Source organism: Myxococcales bacterium (assembly GCA_023898405.1).
In the GTDB taxonomy this organism is placed as follows: domain Bacteria; phylum Myxococcota; class UBA727; order UBA727; family JABDBI01.
Window position 1 is genome coordinate 872,408 of record CP060221.1, and the last position, 19,227, is coordinate 891,634.

General features: G+C 35.9%; 11 protein-coding genes. 6 read left to right on the forward strand and 5 right to left on the reverse strand.

From position 1 onward, the window contains the following. Positions 1–5 precede the first annotated feature (5 nt). Complete coding sequence (gene gatA, locus H6731_03955; GenBank protein ID USN51572.1) at positions 6–1,475, reverse strand: Asp-tRNA(Asn)/Glu-tRNA(Gln) amidotransferase subunit GatA; 1,470 nt, start codon at positions 1,473–1,475, stop codon at positions 6–8. Positions 1,476–1,493: 18 nt separating this feature from the next. Continuing rightward, positions 1,494–1,778, reverse strand: a complete 285-nt coding sequence (gene gatC / locus H6731_03960) for an Asp-tRNA(Asn)/Glu-tRNA(Gln) amidotransferase subunit GatC (protein USN51573.1) — start codon at positions 1,776–1,778, stop codon at positions 1,494–1,496. Between the two features lie 236 nt (positions 1,779–2,014). Here gatC and H6731_03965 point away from each other — a divergent pair, with 236 nt between their 5' ends. The 5 genes from H6731_03965 (at position 2,015) to H6731_03985 (ending at position 6,851) form a co-directional block, all read left to right on the forward strand. Next, the gene (locus H6731_03965; protein ID USN51574.1) at positions 2,015–2,485 is read left to right on the forward strand and encodes a hypothetical protein; all 471 of its coding nucleotides are present in this window, start codon (positions 2,015–2,017) and stop codon (positions 2,483–2,485) included. Between the two features lie 14 nt (positions 2,486–2,499). Next, positions 2,500–2,784 carry a hypothetical protein gene (locus H6731_03970; protein ID USN51575.1) on the forward strand — a complete coding sequence of 95 codons (285 nt, stop codon included), beginning with the start codon at positions 2,500–2,502 and terminating at the stop codon, positions 2,782–2,784. 274 nt (positions 2,785–3,058) lie between these two features. Beyond that, positions 3,059–4,039 carry a hypothetical protein gene (locus H6731_03975; GenBank protein USN51576.1) on the forward strand — a complete coding sequence of 327 codons (981 nt, stop codon included), beginning with the start codon at positions 3,059–3,061 and terminating at the stop codon, positions 4,037–4,039. After that, complete coding sequence (locus H6731_03980; GenBank protein USN51577.1) at positions 4,036–5,427, forward strand: hypothetical protein; 1,392 nt, start codon at positions 4,036–4,038, stop codon at positions 5,425–5,427. The genes H6731_03975 and H6731_03980 overlap by 4 nt, the downstream gene beginning before the upstream one ends. A 26-nt stretch (positions 5,428–5,453) precedes the next feature. Next, entirely contained in the window at positions 5,454–6,851 is a 1,398-nt protein-coding gene (locus H6731_03985; GenBank protein USN51578.1) for a hypothetical protein, read from the forward strand. A 21-nt stretch (positions 6,852–6,872) separates the two neighbouring features. Here the strand turns inward: H6731_03985 and H6731_03990 are convergent, their stop codons facing one another. Both H6731_03990 and H6731_03995 read right to left on the reverse strand, forming a co-directional pair. After that, the gene (locus H6731_03990) at positions 6,873–9,998 is read right to left on the reverse strand and encodes a BamA/TamA family outer membrane protein (protein ID USN51579.1); all 3,126 of its coding nucleotides are present in this window, start codon (positions 9,996–9,998) and stop codon (positions 6,873–6,875) included. Beyond that, positions 9,995–14,455, reverse strand: a complete 4,461-nt coding sequence (locus H6731_03995; protein USN51580.1) for a hypothetical protein — start codon at positions 14,453–14,455, stop codon at positions 9,995–9,997. Before H6731_03995 ends, H6731_03990 begins: the two co-directional genes overlap by 4 nt. Before the next feature lie 140 nt (positions 14,456–14,595). Between H6731_03995 and H6731_04000 the strand changes: the two genes are divergently transcribed. After that, positions 14,596–15,258 carry a hypothetical protein gene (locus tag H6731_04000; protein USN51581.1) on the forward strand — a complete coding sequence of 221 codons (663 nt, stop codon included), beginning with the start codon at positions 14,596–14,598 and terminating at the stop codon, positions 15,256–15,258. Positions 15,259–15,272: 14 nt separating this feature from the next. Here H6731_04000 and H6731_04005 read toward each other — a convergent pair whose 3' ends face one another. After that, a complete protein-coding gene (locus H6731_04005; GenBank protein ID USN51582.1) occupies positions 15,273–19,223 on the reverse strand; it encodes a zinc-dependent metalloprotease in 3,951 nt (1,316 codons plus the stop codon). Positions 19,224–19,227 lie beyond the last annotated feature (4 nt).

The window sequence follows — 19,227 nt, forward strand, 5'->3', positions numbered from 1 at the left end:
TCTCCTTATGCCAGTGTGCGGTGAGCCGCAAAATTAACAGACTTTTCTATCACTGCTGCCGCATCAAATAAAGACTGTTCATCAAAAGGCTTTGCTAACAGCTGCGCTCCAATAGGAAGCCCTGCATTATCCAAACCAACAGGAACAGATATTCCGCATAAACCAGCAAGATTAGCACTAATGGTATAAATATCGTTTAAATACATTGACAATGGATCAGAAACTTTTTCGCCAATTTTAAAAGCTGTTGTCGGTGTTGTAGGAGACAATAGAATATCCACTTTTTCAAAAGCTCGCTCAAAATCTTGGGCAAATAATCGACGCACCTGCTGAGCTCTACGATAATAGGCATCATAGTACCCCGCACTCAACACATAGGTGCCAAGCATGATGCGACGCTTTACTTCAGTACCAAATAATTCTCCTCTGGTAGTTTCATAAAGGGACATCAGGCCTTGTTCTTCACCCTTTCGCGGTCCAAAACGAATACCGTCATAACGAGATAAATTCGAAGAAGCCTCGGCGGTAGCAATAATATAATAGGTTGCCACTGCATATTTTGTATGAGGTAGAGATACATCAACAATGGTTGCACCATTTTCTTTTAGTATCTCAATGGTTTTTTCTACAGCTTTTCTTACGCAGGGCTGAATGCCTTCACCAAAATATTCCTTTGCAATACCTATTTTTTTGCCACGCACATCAAGCTTCAGCTGTGAGTAATAATCTGGCACCGATGCGTTGATGGAAGTTGAGTCGTTTTCATCAAAACCAGCGATATTCGACAAAACGATGGCGCTATCTTTTACCGAGTTGGCAAAAGGACCAACCTGATCCAGTGAGCTTGCAAAAGCAACAATCCCAAAACGTGAAACCCGTCCGTAACTGGGTTTGACCCCAACCGTCCCACAATATGCAGCTGGCTGACGAATCGATCCTCCTGTATCTGTACCAAGACTTGCAAGACACATTCCGGCATTTACCGCCACAGCACTCCCACCAGAAGACCCCCCAGGAGTATGCTCTAGATTCCAAGGATTACGACATAATTTGTAAGCTGAGCTTTCATTTGATGAACCCATAGCAAATTCGTCTTGATTGGTTTTCCCAACAATCACCGCACCGGCGGCTCTTAATTTTTTAACCACCGTTGCATCATATGGAGCCTGATAGCCCTCAAGAATACGGCTAGCTGCAGTAGTATAAAAATCTTGGCTCATCATCATATCTTTGAGCGCAACAGGTATACCATCGAGCATGCCAAGTGCTTTTTTATTTTTAAGTCGCCCATCAGACTCTCGGGCCTGTTTGAGTGAAATTTCAGGCTCGAGCCATAGCATCGCCCCTAACTTCTTATCACCCCGCTCTATTTGATTGAGACAAGCCCGAGTTAATTCTTCACTCGTTATAGACAAATTTTGAAGTTCTTTACTCAACTCGTCGATATTTTTTGTTAATAGTTCTGTAGGAGCCATTGTTGCCTCAAAAATAGTTTAATCGATAATCTTTGGAACTTTAATCAAGCCATCAGCGTAGCCGGCTGAAGAGGATACACATTTAACCCCTAGAGTTGAGCCAACTTCATCCTCTCTCAAAAATAAAGTTTGATCAGTCGTATGAGACATGGGCTCAACACCTTCACAATCGATTTCACTCAGCTGTGCTACAAATTCAACGATGCGCCCTAACTCTTTGCCAAAAAGCTCAATCTCGTCTTTGGTTAAAGATAAGCGAGCTAGACGCGCTACTTTGAGCAACTCATTTTCATTCAAACTCATAAAGGCCTCTCACATAGACATCAGCATGGCTAGCAAACAAATATCATTCTGTAAAAGACTTATTTGATGAAAGCCTTTTATAGGGCATAAAAAAGCTTGCTTGCTCAACAGCCAAGCGACGTTAAGTAGCACAAGCTGTTACTTTTATGACTTTTCATTAATAAAATTTTAATCTAAGCCGAAGACGATGGATAAAATAGCTTATTATTTGAAGTAGTAGACCAATCGAGGCAGATATGGAAACCTATTCGCTTTTACAGCAAGTCTTTTTATTTCTTATTGGCTCATTGGCTTTGCTCACAATTGTGTTTTCTAGCCCTTCCTACAATGCTTTATTTCTGACACTCGAAACCATTTTAATTGCTTTTTACTTAGCTCTCACTAATAAAATACATATTCTCAATGCTCACCCGCTCACCTTACTTTTATTTTTTTGTCTTATAATTATTTCTTGCAACCTTTATATTGAAAAATCAACTCAAATATCACAAAATTCACCACCAAAATTAAGCATCATAACAGGAATATCAATGCTTATATTTTTCCAACTAAAGCTTCCAAAAATAATCAATAACGACTTATCATCAACTACGATTAAATACTCCTACTTTAAATACGACATCATGGCTATTTTATGCGCAATATTCATCATATTCATCATGCTTATTTCAGCATTAATAGTGTTAAATATCCGAAACCAAGAATAACAAAGGGGACATAAATGACCATTGAAAATATTCTTATATTTTGCATAGCCTGTGGATTAGTGGGAGTATTTGTGCGCAGGAACTTACTCAATATAATTTCCTCTATACTTCAAATCTGCATTGGGATTACTTCACTAACAGGACTTTATCAAAACACTCTTACTAAGGGAGATGAAACCATTTATTTTATTTTATTTTTCACTTTTATTTTTATTATTTTTATTTATTCAATAGCCATATTATTAATAAGGCGTCGTTCGACACTACAAATTAATGAATTGACAGAAATGCGCGGATAAAACCATGCTTACAAATTTTTTCACATGGATTTTTCTTGCATTTTGTTTTTGTTTACTGCTAACAAACTTTAAAATCACCTTAAAAAACATCACTTTTTTTAGAGCCATAATATTAATAATAATTTTACCGCCATTAGTCTTCTCTTCCTACTTAACAAAACTATGTTTAATTAATAATTCAATACTACTACATACCTACAAAATAAAATATTTACCTATAGATTTTATCATACATATTGACACATTTAATTCCAGCATAATTTTGGCCACAATAGTGACACTAGGCATCACAATACTAATTACCAGCTACACTCAAGCATCAAGCATTTTCCAAACAATTTTTACGGCATCACTATTCGTCATTTTGCTTCATGCACCATCAAACTTAGTTATAAAATTATCATTAATAGGCGCTGGAAATATTTTAATACTATTCACGATAATAAATTCTAATAGCAGATTTTTTTTAAAAACCAACTTTATAAAAACGTTTTATTGGATTATTCTCTGTGATTTTTTTTCGATGGCAATGATTTTAATGATAGATTCAGTCGATGTATTAAATTTATTTAATCATCACAACCTAGAAATAAAAAAAACTAATTGGGCATTATATTTATTTTTTATATATATTGTAAAAATTTTTATGATTCCTTTTTCAAAACATGACTTCTCAGACAAATTTTCTGCACAAAAAATTAATGCTCTGACATACATGGCTTATAATTGTCTAGCTGCACTTGTTGTATTAAGAGAAATTTTTTCTGTAGCTCCACTAAAAAATCCAATCTTTCTCACAGTTATTTTCTGCATTTTTATAGCTTATGCATTGCTTATTCTGTTCAAGGAAAAAGCTAATTATAGGGAGCATAATATAACTTTTTCACTTTTTAGTATTGCCGCACTAATGCAGGCAATGAGCCTGGAATTTTTTGCAAAATCAGTACAACTGTTCATACTGCTACTTCTACCAATACAGTTTAATCACCTATTTCATCAACCTATTGAAAACAGTAAAACTACTCATTCATACTCAATTCAAAATACAATTTTTAAACTTTTTAAGTTCATCGCTCGTGCTTCATCTAATTTTTTAGGTCCTCTCTATGGAAATTTTCTTTTATTAAAAATACCACAGCTTATTATTAGCTTATTTCAAATACCTCTTAGATTCTTTCATAATGGAAGCATTCGAAGGTCTGTTTTATTCGCTATCTTCTTGGTAATTACTTATTACTATATCTGGGAGTCATGATGATCATTATCGACAACTATATTATAGCTTTGGTACTCTCCACTCCTCTCTTGGCGGCTATTTTTATTACCTTAACTCCTGCATCTGATATAGGCTCAAAGCGCGCTATGTCAAAATTTTTTTCTTCCATTGTATTTTTATTTACTCTTCGGTTAATCTACTTATTCATAAGTAACAAAACCCAAAACCAATACATACTATCCACCAATTTAAATCAAATAAATATAAGTTTTATTACTTCAATTAACAAAGAAAATATTTTTTTATTTTGCGCAATAGCTATCGCTCTCTTGGCGGACATGTTTTTATATGAATTCAATAACACAAAAACAAATATTCACCAATCTGCTCCATTTTTACTAACTTTTATACTTTTTATATCATTAGCTCAAAAAGACATAAGAGTTGCTTTACCTATCATATCTGCAGCCAGTTTTATTATATTTTTCATAATCGGCCATAGTTCCAAAAAACACCGTGGAGCAGCTATTTTTCAGACTGGCATCGTCATTTTTACATGTGATGCGCTTGCTCTAATACTCCTGCAATTAAAATCCTCAACCACTGGCTCCAGTACGGTGTTTAATTTAATGCAAATAGCCATACTACTCCCTGGATTATCCAGAATCACACTTCCAATTTTTGCACCTTTTATGAAAACACTCTTTTTAAATTTAGAGGCCTCGGAGGGACCTTTTATTTTGGCATTTCTTCATGTTGCCGGTTTTTTCATACTTTTTATTACTCGTAATGAGATCAACATTGACCCAAGCATACTATCTTTAATCATTAGTATTTTCTCTTCATTAGGAGCACTTTATTTATCATTTAATGTTATCTATGAAAAAAAGATAGGTATCATTCCATACTACTTTCTTACTCTCTACTCGTCTCTATCGGCATCAATAATATTTATCACAAAAAAAAATGAATCTTGGCATATATCAGCAGTTGTATTTTTACTTTCTATTATCATTTTTATGTATATCAGTAAAAAGGCCTCACTGACAGAACAGTACAATTTATTCAGAACTCAAAATTCAAGTGTTAGCGCATCATGGTTTTTATCTTTATGTTTGCTGCTCGGACTGCCTGGCTTCGGTATAGGTGTTGTTACGTGGCCAGCACTTCGCGCTATTTATCAACACACTTTGAAGGCTACTGATTCTTGGAGCCAACTATGGCACGCCATTATTATTTCATGGGTAATAGCCCTTTCACTCTTTGCTTACGGTTTACTCATTAAAACAAAAACGGGTGTACCAGTGATGACAGGCAATAAAGTTGTGCTCGTTAAAAAAACATTTTTTTTATCGCCATTCATAGTGGCAATAATTTCTTTGATAGTTCCTATAGCAACGAACTATGTCTCCCAACAATTGAAATGATAAAGTAAAGAGTTATTGAGGTTAAAATGAATCAAACAAATATTAACATCATCATAGCAATCATGATGGCTTCCTCATTTATTGTGTTAATTTTAGAAACAATAGGAAGCAAACAAAACCGCACTCAAATCGACGAAAAGACTCACATTATAACATTTTCAATTATTTCGATTTTACTCTCTTTAACCATCGCAATCGCTGACTTATTATCACAGCCATTACTCAGCAAAAACCCACAAACATATTTGGATGAAATATCTATAATATTCATTCTAATCAACTCTTTGATTGCTATTTACTTCACTCAAAAAACAATAACTAATAATCAGATGGATATTTTTTTTCTGATTATATCAGCGCTCACTATATCCATAATAAATATTTCAACTGATTACTTAATTTTGAAACTCATAGCGAGCACAGGCTGGTTAATTATTATCGCCACTTTAGCTATTAAAACTACACCGGGAGGAAAAAAAGCTGAGATAGGGCTCAAAATTAGCTTCAATGCCATTTTGGTATTCTTAATGTTATGTTTTTCCCTCTATGCCTTTACCTATTCATCACACATTACGGATATCTCGACATTGACCATCGCTAAAACTGGCAATACAAGCATGGGGATATTTGGCCTGAGCCTATTTTTCTTTTCAGCTCTTTGCCTGGCAGGGATACCACCCTTTTCTTTTGCCCACATCGACTGTGCTGATGGCAGTAATTTAAGCACAGCTTTTCTTTTTCTCAGCGGCGCTATTATACAGGGTGGTTCTCATCTAAAAGATGCATACGCCATTGTTCAGCGTTCAAACATGCTCAATGAAAAATTTCTTAACATGATCGGATTAATTTTAGCTGTCGGACTTCTTTTATCGTGGTTGCGTGCCCTTGATCAGAGCAAAATAAAACGAACCATCTGCTATATAGCAACGAGCATAGGACCCGTTTTTTACCTATCTCTAATTTTTGGATCCTCTGAATTACTTCCTCAATTATTTTTTGTGATAACTGCTTTTTCCTTCTTAACTTTATCTCTCTTTGTCTTGTTTGGCTCTTTGATTTACATAAAAGCTATTGAGCAGTATTGGCAGACTTGGGAAGATATTTCAGGCATTGGACGTAAAAATAAAATTCCAGCTCTTTATTTATTGATTGCACTCGCCTGCATAGCTGGTCTCCCCGGGACTATGGGATATTTCGTAAAATTATCTGTCATATCTCCCATGCAAGATAACATTTTATTTAGTGCAATTATTTTTATTTCTATTGCTTTTGGCGCTGCTTGTATAATGAGAATATTTGTGTTTCTTTTTTCTAAACAAGCTCTCAGAACTGAAAATTATAAAATTGAGCAGCATCCTCCGCTTTCTCTCATGATTTCTGCTTTGATACTTATAGCCTTAGGATTCTTTCCTTTTGTGCGCTAAGCTAAAAAAGCTAAGCCAGCCCTAAAAAGCATAACCAAACTGCACATGTACGCGCGATTCATTATGCAATGGAGAATACGCATAATCGAGGGAAATAGGGCCTACCGGCAAATTGTAACGCAACCCTGCCCCTACAGATAATCCAAAACCCATTTTAGTTATTAATTGAGAAAAAGAATAATCTTGAGAACAACTGAGCCCTCGACAAGATAAAACCATTCCTTGATCGACAAATAAAGCGCCCGAAAAACTTCCTAAAATTTCTGGATTTGTAAGTGGAAAGCGCCATTCGATATTAGCAGTGTTGAGAAAATAGCCTCCAAAATTATCAGATGGAAGCCAGCTATGAACGGGGCTGATGGCTGCCTCTTTATAACCTCTAACCCTGCGATCTCCCCCCAGATTATCCATCGCCGACACCTCGGTTAACTCGTCCCAATTTTTAGTATTTGGCCTTACAAAGGCGCGCATTAAAGAGAATTGAAAAGCTAGCGTTGTAGATTTTAAGGGAACGTAAAATTTATTCTGTATTCCTAAATTGGTAAAAAATGGATCCCCAATAAAAGGACCTCCACTGATTTCAAAAAAACTATTCACATCAATTCCGCTATGAGGATCAGTGGCATTATCAAGTTTTATAAATGAAAGCCCTGTTTTAAGCATCCCGCGAATTTTTCCAGGAGCCTTCAATACGTGTGTTAATCCATCGATAGATAAAAACCTTTCCTGCGCACTTAATCTCGGCACTAAATTATTGGGAAATTCCTGTTTCATGATGTGAGTTAAAGAATATCGCGTATAGGGCATCAAAAATGGAGTTGCTCGCCATTCAAGCGAGGTAATCACTTTATTCTGCAAGCGCCTAGATGGTTTGGGACGCGAAGTTTTATCGTCATATACAATAACAGGTGCTTGCAAACTAAAGCGAAATGGACTTCCAAACATAAAAGGCCAAATAAATTTATTGCTTAAGAAAGTTTGTCTGCCCCAAAATAAACCCAGACCTAAATTGGTATTTAATTTCAGCATCGAATAAAACAAATTATTTTCTTCCAGCTCCAACTCAAGCGATAAAAGTTGATCAGTGCTAAACGATAGAGCCGCATCAAGAGTTAAAGATGGTTTTTGTGTCACATGCACAGCAAAGTAGGCATCTTCACTATTTTCTTGCCCAACCTTTATCTTTGCATCAATGTTTGAAAAACGATTGGATTCGCGCAATAGCGACATGCCTTTTTTTAGAGAAATGGAATCGTAACGAGCATTATTATTTTTTGCTTTAGGAAAAAGTCTTTTAATCACCTCTGTACTGATTGAGTTATTTCCAGATATAATTATGTTTTTAATATCTTGACGATGCATTTTTAATTTTGATTTTTTTCCCCATCGACTATCGTAAATATAAAATTTTAGCTCATACCCCTGCTCAGATTCACTCAAGGAACTAAACACTTTTGCATATAAGAAATCATTGTTGATATAAAAATTCGCTATTTTTTTTTCGTCACTTAAAATGCCATCTCGATCGAGCGCGCTTCCTTGACACAAATTGTTTGGATTTATTTTTTTCTTGGCACTATTGCAATTGCGCAAAAATGGCAAAATTTCTTTATCTAATTCTTCTTCACCATTAATAACTTTTATTTCACTAATAAATTCCCTTTTACCTGTAGCAATATTAAATACAACCTCGACCCCACCATCATCTAAGGATACCATCTCTATCTTGGCCTGAACGTTGCGAAAACCTTTTTCAGATAATTTTCTTTTGACATCTTCCAGCGCTTTATTGATTTTATTGTATGAAAGTCTGCCGGGTTTCAAGAACCCTCTTGTTTCCATAAGATCACTCAGCTCATTTTTTTCTATGTATTTTACAAATTTTTCAGGCATGATTCGAAATGATTTTACATAATATGAACTGCCAGGATAAATATCAAAATAAACAATAATATTTTTGGGGTTTTGCACGTGATATGAAGCGACTACTTCAGCATTTGTATAGCCCTTACTTACGAGATACTCTTTCATAAGTTGAGCTGACTCTGCTACTTCATCTTCGGTAATATTTTTACTTTCAACGAAACTAATTCTTTTTTCTAATTCTTCTTTAATAATCACCTGATCGAAGGGTAGAGGTTCATCCAATGCGCGAACAGCCCTGGACAACTGCTCGACAGCAAAAAATGATCCAAAAAAGCGAGCAAATGCAGATCGGCTCACCATATCCCCTTCGCGTATAGTTATAACGCTACGAACCTTTGGACCTTTTTCAATACGAACATGCAAATCAACACAAAAAGGCTCATCACTATGAAGTTTAGAATTTCTGCAGTGTTTCGGAGTAAGAGGAGCGCTTGGATCAAGCCAGCGGTGAGATAAACTTACCTGCGCTTGAATATACCCTAGTTTCGCTAAACGATCCTGAAGCTTGTTAAGAGCTGCCCGCTCGAGTTCTCGAGAATAGCAGCTCAATGTTCCATAGGAAAAAACTTGAAATAAACGATTGAAGGCAAGACACATGCGTTGAAAAGTTTTCCTGACACTTCGAGAGCTTACGGGACTGTTTCCCTCAAGATACACTTCATTAACACGCGCAAAAACTCCTCCATCGATCCCAATTTTAATAAGCACCGCCAAGTCATTTGGTATCTTTTGCAAAGAAGTCGTGACTTTTGCCCAGTAATAACCGTTTTTACGCAAAAAAGTCTCGACTCTCGATTTAGTTATTTTCAGCATCTCGGAGTTTGATTCAGAGCTTGAAGTAACAAGCTGCCCAATTTGTACGGGCAACTTTCGCTTCAATTCGTTTTCCAGTAACCCCAAGGGAAGATTGTTGATTACTATATCTCTTATGGAATATTTGGCTTTAACGTAACAATGTAAATGGCTTTTTTTATGGCCTTTTAATTGGCAGTCCACATAAGAAACAAACTTAAGCCCTGCAATAAATTCGCTAGCAGAAAGAGCAGTTGTTTCGTCGGCATTTAGTCCTCGATATCGCTCAAGATATTTTTCAAGGCTATCAATTAATTTTTTGGAAACATGCTTAGTGGTGCCAAGAGAAATCTTTTCGATGCTTTGAGCAAAAGCATTAGCGCACAAAAAAGCAAGCAGCAAAAATATAGTAATAAAACGCATCATCATTGGGAAAATATCCGATAGCTTAGGCGTAGTTTTGCTCTTGGTTCCAATGTACCGTCAACATAACGACTTGCTCCAAAGGAACTTTCTAAATAAAGGGGTCCTAAAGCTCCATGATCAAGCAACAACAATTTTAATTTTAAATCCCTAAATGGATAATTTCCAAACAAAGATAATTTATCTTCCCCTGCAGCAAGAATGTCTTCGCTCAAAAACATATAGACACCCTGAATTTCAATCCGCGAACCAAGCTCCCAATTGAGTCTTAAAGTGAGGCCTCCCGGTTCGAGCACCGAACCAAATCGAATTTTTGTCTGTGTCCCTCCCTCTAAAAGATTTTGTAACTCATTGGTGAGAGGTCTTAAAAATACTTCTCCCGAAAATGCCACCACGGCATTCTTGGCATTCTGCGGAAACGTATCATTGTTTTCTCCTCCTATACCTCGAGGCATCATTAACATCAAAAATATTTTTGACTGGTTAAGATGCAGATCACCATTAATGGGTTTTAACTCCAAATCAAGACGATCGAGATTGCCTTTTAAAGCAAGTTCGATAGTGGTGTCTTGCGAAAGTTCAGGATAAGAATCCTTTTCAAACTCTTGCATTGAAGAAATTATTATTTTTGGATCAAACGAACGTTGAGTCAGTTCATCGAGCTCTATTCTGCTTTCACCCAAATCAAATGTTGCAGCAGGAAAATTTACAGCCCCTTCGCTTACAGAAAGTCCACCTGTAAATTTTGAGTGGCTTATTGGTCCATTGACTTTTAATTGCCCAGTTAAAAGTGTTTCAATATCGATGTTAAGCATTCTCATTGATGCTCTAAATTGTCTTACAGCAATTTCTAGATTTAGATTTAAATCTATGGCACCAAAAATATTTTGCAAATCTTTATTTGGGCCCTCAGAAGCCTGAATAACAAAGTTTCGTAAATCAAATTGCTTATGAGCTGATCCATCGATAAGAGTAATCTTTCCAGAGAGTACAGAAGCTTTATCTTGTAGTTTTACCGTGTCTAAATTAAAATCAGTCTCAATAAAATTATTTTTATCCCTTAAAATAATATTGCTTCCCTCAATTTTCACATCAAAGGTTGTAAGCTCTTCCATACCGTGTATTTTATATTGTTTTTTAATTTCTCCATCGAGGTCAAGCCTACCGTCTCCAACTCCTATTTTAAATTTTTCAAAACTCGTACTAAAAGAATGAGGAGAATTTTTTCTAAAGCTTACCTTCCCTCTCTTAAATTCAACGAACTCAATCCATTTTTTAAATGAAAGCATTGCCCCTTGCTCTGGTTCACACATACCCTCGAGTATTGGTGAGTCAAACGAACCAGATATATTCAAATCTCCTAACGCTAAGCCTTCTCCTCTTTGAACAATGGGCACAATAAATTTGGAAAGCACTAATGGGATGGCCCCATTTATTTTGATATCTAAATTATTATTTTTTGCAGAACCGCTTATTTTCATTTTTCCAGGAGAAAATAAAAATTCAGCCTGGCTATTTAAGCTAATTTCTTTATTTTTTAATTTCACACTCACGGGATTAACCAATTTTATGCCATTAATATTTGGTAATCCCGCATTCAAACTCGCAAGGTATAATTTAAAATCGTACAACATATCCTGATTAAACTTTTTAGTCAGCCTTCCTTGTATACTTGCTTCGGCGCCTACAACAGCTAATTCATCATTTAAAACTGGAATAATATTTTCTAGGTGATCGTGACGGACAGCCCCACTCAATTCAACAGAAAGCCCTTTCTGATTCAACTTTCCCTTGGCCTGCGCCAAAATTCCTGACTCAAAGTCACACCCCTTACTCAATGAACTCTGCGTCCATGGTGCACAAAGTTCCACTTGAAGCTTTTCATTATCAAGATTGGCATTTATGGTTGCAATCCCATATTTTTTATTGATAAATATTTGAGCGTTGCGTTTTCTCGGATCAAAAAAGCCATAGTCAAAAATTTCTATTTGAGCATCGACCTTAGGTGACAACAATTGTCCATGAGCAGTCAGTTTTGCAGAAGCTTTTCCTTTAATTCCTATTTGAAATTTATTCGGCCAAATATCCGAGCTATCCAACTCAAAATTTTTAAAACTCAAAGTAGAATTTATACTTTTTCGATTAAGAGCGACCGCTGTTCTGATTGTGGTTTGAGCATTATTATTTTGCAAAATCGATGATAGGGATAAAACCATGTCCTCATCATCAATTCCATCGTTAAGTCTTTCTTTCTGTAAGCTGAGGGTCAAAGGTCCAAAACCCAATTTTTGATCGGCTACAACAATATTTTTGCCATGCATTTTAGCTAAAATACGAGGAGAAAGCCAGCTTCCGCCGATGCTAATAGCTCCTCTCACTATGCCTTCAACCTTCGCGTATCTACTAAGCAATGGCGCTATAGCTAGATCTGAAAGAACAAGTGAACCTGATATTTTTTTGTCTGATAGGCCAAATACTATTTTTTTTCCATCAATAGTGCCTGCATCCAACTGCGAAAAAAGCTCAGGGATTTCTAGCTTATTATCCTGAAATATTCCTTCGAGATTTATTGTCCTAATATTTATCCCATAAAAACTTAGTTTTTGTGCTTGAAGAAAAAATTGCGCTGCTACTTTTTCAAGCGAACCTGATAAATTGAGCTGTATGTTAAGCAAACCGCTTAGATCAAGATCAGTTAATCGCGAGACAGCCAATGCGCTATCGATATTTGATATTTTCAAAGAACTTTTTACAATTCTTTCTTTGAATATGTTTTGAATCGACGCACTGCCAAAAACTTTTCCCTGATAAAGTTGTGCGGAAATATTTTCTAAAAACAAATTATTTTTAGCAATTTTAATTTCGGATTTTATTGAATCAATTTTTATTTTTTTATAATCGATATTTTTTGCTTCAATTTTAGCCTGCCCATCAATATTTTTTTCTTGCCAGTTAATTTTTCCACTTGAAGAAAGGTCCTCACCTTGCATATCATCAGGCAACCATTGATTTACATAAAATTTAGGATCTCTCCATTTTAGTTCATAAGACAACCAACCATTTTTCATAGTTGACGCAAGCTCGCCTTTAGCTTGAACCTTACTACCCTTGCTGTCATTGAAATTAAGCTCTTTAAAAGATATTTTTCCTGATGCATCTGTTATCAAAGAAACAAAAAAATTAGTTTCTCCAGCTAACCGCGCTTTATCAAGGCGTATATTTTTAAGGTTTCCCCTGCTCAAAATTTTGATGGGTGAGGTCTTATAGTCCAGTTGTCCCTCTATAGTTGTCTGGGCATCTACTTCCCCACTCGAAGCCATTTTTAGAGATAAAAATTTTATAAGATCTTTGCTGTTTATATTTTCTTGTTTCGATTTAAAGAAAAAATTATCTTTATCAATATCTACTACCCCCTGGGCACTTAATTTTCCGCGTTCACCAACACTAAAAACTGAGTTCTCCACCTTCACCCGATGCTCATTTATCTCACACTTGGCTGTGCCACGAGCAATCTTTACTCCATTGATTTGAGTATTACCCAAATGACTATCTACTTTAAACTCAGGCTTTTCCAACGGACCACTCATGATGACGTTGGCAGTAAAAGATGGCGTTACGAAAGGTAGTCTTTTTAAACCTTGAGGATAGGTATTTTGGGGAGCATCAAGCTTAGCATTGATTTCATAGTGATCCTTATCTATGAATACAGTTCCATTGGCTGTTAATGAAGCCTTTTCATACAATGCATTGAGATATTTTGTTGAAACTTTTTCATCGGAAATAAATAGCTCGCGCGAAACAAGTTGGCTTATAGGAAGATCCATTCCTGCCACATGAATTCCACCACGCTCTATACGAGCTTCGGAAATATTTACTCCGAAAGGCCCTTTTTCCACCCAGAAATTTCCTTCAGCACTTATGCCTTGGGCAAAAATCTTTAAGCCCACATCGTGCTCCATTTCATAACTGCCATTTTGCACACGAACATGTTTAATTGTCACACGAATTCTTGAACTTGTGTCCTGTGCATTTGTTTTTATTTTTGGATCAGGATCCTCAAAGATACGGACGACATTATGAACCCTCTTGTTGATGGTATAGTTAAAAAATGGTGCTTCAATAAATGCATCAGTAACAACAATATTATTTGTCATCAAAGATAGTAATGAAATTTTAAGTTCCGCATGTTTACCATACAAAACTCTTTTCCCTTTATCATCGAGTACTTCCACATCATCCATAGTCACACGATTGGGAAAATAAAACTTCATATTTTTTGCATGCAGTGAACCAATAATATCTTTATTAATTTTTTCGAAAATTTCATCTGATAGATGAATAGAAAAAAATTTTTTTAATTCTTCTTTAAATGAAAATGCATAAATATTTGAAGCAAATATTATAAAAGCTAAAAAATAAATATTTATTGTTCGTTTCCAATTCATGGGTTCTATTTTGCACATGGTGTCGCCAATAAACAAGCACAGATAGCGTGTTTTTACAGACCCTACATTAAAACTACCTGATTCTTGCTTAGCAACTCATATAGAATTACTATTCCAAAGGGTGATTAGATATTTCACGTAAATAAGGGGCATTAGAAATGGCTACAGCACGTGAACGATTATTACAGACACTAAGCGCAGTAATTTCGCAAAATTTTAATGAAGAAGCAATAGTTTCTCTCAATCGTTTGCTTAATTCCTACCGAGTGCAAGCAAAGCCTGAAAATAATATTGATAAATCAATAACAGCTCGAGAAGCTCTTGCTCAAAATATTGTGCAAGATTGGAAAGAAAAAACCACACTTAAAAAACACGATATTATCAGACTTATCGAACCATTTCGCATGCAATTAAAAACTGGCGCTGGCAAAAGAAAAACTGCCACTGATAACACGTACGAAAAAAATCCTGGTTTTAGCCATAACTCCTCTCTTACTAGAAGAGAAATAATTAAAGAAAACATCAATAAACATGAAAATGCATATTTTCGTAAAAAAACAGCGTTGACTCCCCCAGAAGAAGAAAGATCTATTGCAGGAGGTCCGCTGCCAAAAGCTGGTGACAGGGGACAGTGTCCCAAATGCCACAGTTTAGGCGTCGTGCTTGCCCGCAACTACCAAGACGACGATTCCTATTCATGTATTTATTGCGGCTATCAGGCTTATATCAGCACCACCTCTAGCTCTCGGTACGACTCTTCTGTCTCAAAAGAATTATTGGGCAATCATGCCGATAAAAGCGATCTTGAAAATGAAGAGTAGATATTCAAAAAGCCTTACTCGAGCCCAAGTTTTTCGCCTAACTTTTGAACTTGTTTGATCACTCTTAGTTTTTCGTGCAGAATTTTATCCTGCTCTTCAAATTCATCTTGTGCGGCCTTTAACTCAGCTTTCAGTTTCTCTTCATCAGGAACGGATAAATTCACTAAGCTATTTTTGTTTAATTTCTCAAACAACTGGTTCATTTTAGTTTGAGCAATATACCAGTCTCCTGGAACTTGAGCACTGCCGCCGTCACTTATGAAATCTGCTGCATTTTTAAGTAAGTTGTACCCAATAGAAATGTTTTTTTGATCAGAAGCAAAGGCTTGATAACTTACCCCGTTGTGGGGATTTTTAAACACGATTGATTCAATGGCGCTATCTATTCTTGGCTGCGCTGGCGCATTTAATTCACGTATGCGAGAGCGAGCACCAAAATCGAGCCGATAATCTTCGAGACTGCTCAAACCAGCCATAGATAACAAAATGGCATAATCTTTCAAAATCGATGAAGTTGCAGGCTTAATTTTGGCGGACCTTTTAAGGTTATTTTTTTTACTGGAAAACAAATCTTGATATTCAATTTTAACCATACCGCTGGCATCTTCATGAACAAAGGGAGCATTATCACGCCAATTATCAATATATAAATCACTAAAAATTTTTATAATCTGCTCTTTAAATGCATAATACAACGCAGCACCACTATACCCTTCGCTCAAGTTCATATCGTTTTTTTTCAATTGCTGCGCATCAACCAAAGCCATAAGTGCTAGAATTTTATCGTATATAAAACCTAAGCTTTCAACTTCTCCACTGATATCCTCACTTAGAATGCTTTTAAAAAATTGCCCCTGTTCACCGGTGATAGAAATATATTTATTACATGTTTTGGCTTGAGATTTAGGAATATAGTCTCCTCTTTTATCCTGACAATAAATTCCCGGCTCAACGCTTTGTAAAATACGTGATATAAGATCGAGCCCTTGCTTTGTGCTTAGAGCAAGTTCATGCATAACTGGGTAAATAGCCATTTCGCTATTTCGATATGTAAACATTTTTTGGTACGCTTTTAAAAATGGTTGGTAAACTTTTTTATAGATTCTATTCAAGTAAACACTAGGCTGCTGAGATACATGATTAAGATTTAATTTTTTCATAAACAATGAGCGTTCGTAATTATTAATGACATCGCTCACTACTTCATCGCTCGATGCCCCATACAAAAATGGACTACAAAACAGATCATCTGAGCCGACTTGGCTGTCAGTACAAAATGCATAGGGTACTTCTGCAATATCATTTTTAACTGCAGAGAAATACTTATTAAACACGTGTCTTCTTAACTGTTCATAGTCTATATATTTTCTTTTGTAGATATTTTGAGCATTATCTTTTAGGCCCAATTTTTGAATATCCATGAATGCCGAGCTCTGACCTTGCCTATACTGATTCAATACTTCGTTAATATGCTTATTTATTTTTGACTCAGCGTTATTTCCTGAAAACAGCTTGGGAAAATCCTGATAGCGCATTTGTCCAAGTTTACTCATCAATGAATGAGGAACAAACTTGTATTCACTTTCATCAAAGACCTCTACTTTTTCACCATAACCAAAAGCTAATGCAGCAAAATCATAGAGTCCTAAGCCGAAAAAATCGCTATTAAAATATTTATGGTACTCCATGATCGATGAGGAACGAAGTTCATTTTTTACAAATTCTGTTCGAGAAGGAAAACTTTCGCTCTTTACTCCCCAAAAGTCAGGAGGGAAATTAAGTGCATCTTGCGCTCCTTTGAAATTATGGCGCAATCCTAAAGTATGGCCAATTTCATGCAAAAGCACTCCTTGAGTTATGTGCTGCTTGAGAAACTCAATTTTCTCTCTCAACGAAATTTTAGATAGATCTTTTTGTAACTGCTCAAAGGGCACATGAAGAGCTTTTTGAATAAAACATGCATTCCTTTCACTATAAAAATCATATTTCAGATCTATGTCTGCTCTCTTTTTATCATCAATAACAAGATTCTTATCTTGAGTTATCAATGAAATTAATGTCTCTATGTCATCCTTCTGATCGCTTTGTAGTAAATCTTGTAAATCCAATGTTTGGTCAAAATTAATTTGGGGCAAAATTTTAATAAGATTTTCTTTCAAAGATGATGAATAAGTATAAACATCACTATCCCAAAAATCCTTCACCCTTTCGAAAATTTCATTGAGATTTGGAGAGTGAGGATTTGGCTGACCCTTGAGTTTTTTTGACATGCGAGACGCGAATTCTAGGCGCTGCATTTTCTCCATCAATAAAGCGCTGTCGGTGGCATACTGAGCAATAGATGAGAGATAAATATTGGCGGTTCCGCTGATGATCTCACCCGTTTTTGGATCAACTGCCAAAGGTCCATATCCCAACAATCCAATTTCCTGAGGCTTGGCCACTGCATTGATGAAACTAAAACGCAAGTCTCCTATTTGTTGCCACACAAAAGGATCAAGCCCCCTTTTTTGTGATTCATTTTCAAGAATAGCGCAGGCCTGCTCAACAGTATCTTGGTTTAAAATATTTAAACCCTTGTCCGTGAGAATATTATGCAAATTATTTTCTTCTTGATAACGAATAACATTATCAACGTTGCAATCATTAATTCTAATTTCAAAAATATCCCCAAAGATTTCGCTTACTTCTTCAGGACGGCCACTAAAAAAAATCTCATCAAGAATTCTGTGTTTGGTTTTTTCATATAAAAGCGCGCATGCAGCAGTCACATTGTTGTCTTCGATCGAACCTATCCCTTTAGATTTTAAAAACTCATCTAAGTGATACATATTTTTTGTCTCTATCACCGATTCTTTTTGACATTTGCCTCTAACTTTAGCCACAACATTTGCAAAAGCTCTGTTCCACTCAAGAGCGACTTTTTTCACCGCAGGATATAACTCTTCAGGGAAACTTGGATTTAAATAATAAATAATTTTTCTAGGGATTCTTTGCGCAAGAGGAATTAAATTACCATTCTCATCTTTGCTTTTTGACCACATATTTCTTCGATTAATTAGCTGCCTTTCTTGAGCACTGCTGAGACCATCTCTCTCACTTATTTTATAAACTGGTGTACGAAAAAAACCAAAACGAGCATTCATTTTAAGTCGTGGTGAAAAACATTCCGAAATATTATTTTTTAAAGGATCACACAAAACTTGATTTTTTTGTGCATCTGAGTAGAGCCAAAGCTGTTTAAAGTCTGTGCATCCCTCATCGCCTTTTAAGCAGTGCCCTTTTTCATTTGTTCCGTAAATCAAATATTCATAATCTGGATAATTGAGCTTTTCATAATCACTTTTTGGAACTTTTCTAAAAGAAAATTTCACCCGATATCTCGCCGCCACACAAGATGGATCGCCCACGCTGCTGCACGCTTTCTCTTGCGGAATCACTAATGCATTGAGAGTCGTTTCTATATAATCAACTCCCTTCCTAAAACGGAATATTTCTGCTGAATCGCTGCTATCTACGTCGAGATTTATTTGACTAATAGACTGCAACCACCCATTGCACTCTGTGTGGGGTGCCAAATTTTTTGACCAGTCGACCTCTATAAAATTTTCCTTAGGCGATGGGAGATAAGATAATAAAGCACTCTTGCTTTGTCTTATGATGGGAAATGCAGCTACTAATGATTGTTTTTTATTATAAGGTAAATCGATATTTTCTCGATGATAACTTCTAAAAGCAAGCAATTTATCTTGGGTAATCTCAAATACAACTCTTTCAACTCCACACTCCATTCCCGTAAAAGCTATGGAGTTATGGCTTTGTTTATCCACTAAAGTAGATTTCATATACCACTCTCCATCAAGCATTGAAGCATCGATAAATCTCTGAGTCATTAAATTGTTATCATTATTACAAGCGCTCAGTATTAATAAAATCAGCATAAAAAAAATCGAAAAGACTTTCATTGCT

Coding starts and splice junctions, on each gene's coding strand:
- gatA (USN51572.1), bottom strand. CDS start 1,475: ATGGCTCCTACAGAACTATTAACAAAAAATATCGACGAGTTGAGTAAA.
- gatC (USN51573.1), bottom strand. CDS start 1,778: ATGAGTTTGAATGAAAATGAGTTGCTCAAAGTAGCGCGTCTAGCTCGC.
- H6731_03965 (USN51574.1), top strand. CDS start 2,015: ATGGAAACCTATTCGCTTTTACAGCAAGTCTTTTTATTTCTTATTGGC.
- H6731_03970 (USN51575.1), top strand. CDS start 2,500: ATGACCATTGAAAATATTCTTATATTTTGCATAGCCTGTGGATTAGTG.
- H6731_03980 (USN51577.1), top strand. CDS start 4,036: ATGATGATCATTATCGACAACTATATTATAGCTTTGGTACTCTCCACT.
- H6731_03985 (USN51578.1), top strand. CDS start 5,454: ATGAATCAAACAAATATTAACATCATCATAGCAATCATGATGGCTTCC.
- H6731_03990 (USN51579.1), bottom strand. CDS start 9,998: ATGATGATGCGTTTTATTACTATATTTTTGCTGCTTGCTTTTTTGTGC.
- H6731_03995 (USN51580.1), bottom strand. CDS start 14,455: ATGTGCAAAATAGAACCCATGAATTGGAAACGAACAATAAATATTTAT.
- H6731_04000 (USN51581.1), top strand. CDS start 14,596: ATGGCTACAGCACGTGAACGATTATTACAGACACTAAGCGCAGTAATT.
- H6731_04005 (USN51582.1), bottom strand. CDS start 19,223: ATGAAAGTCTTTTCGATTTTTTTTATGCTGATTTTATTAATACTGAGC.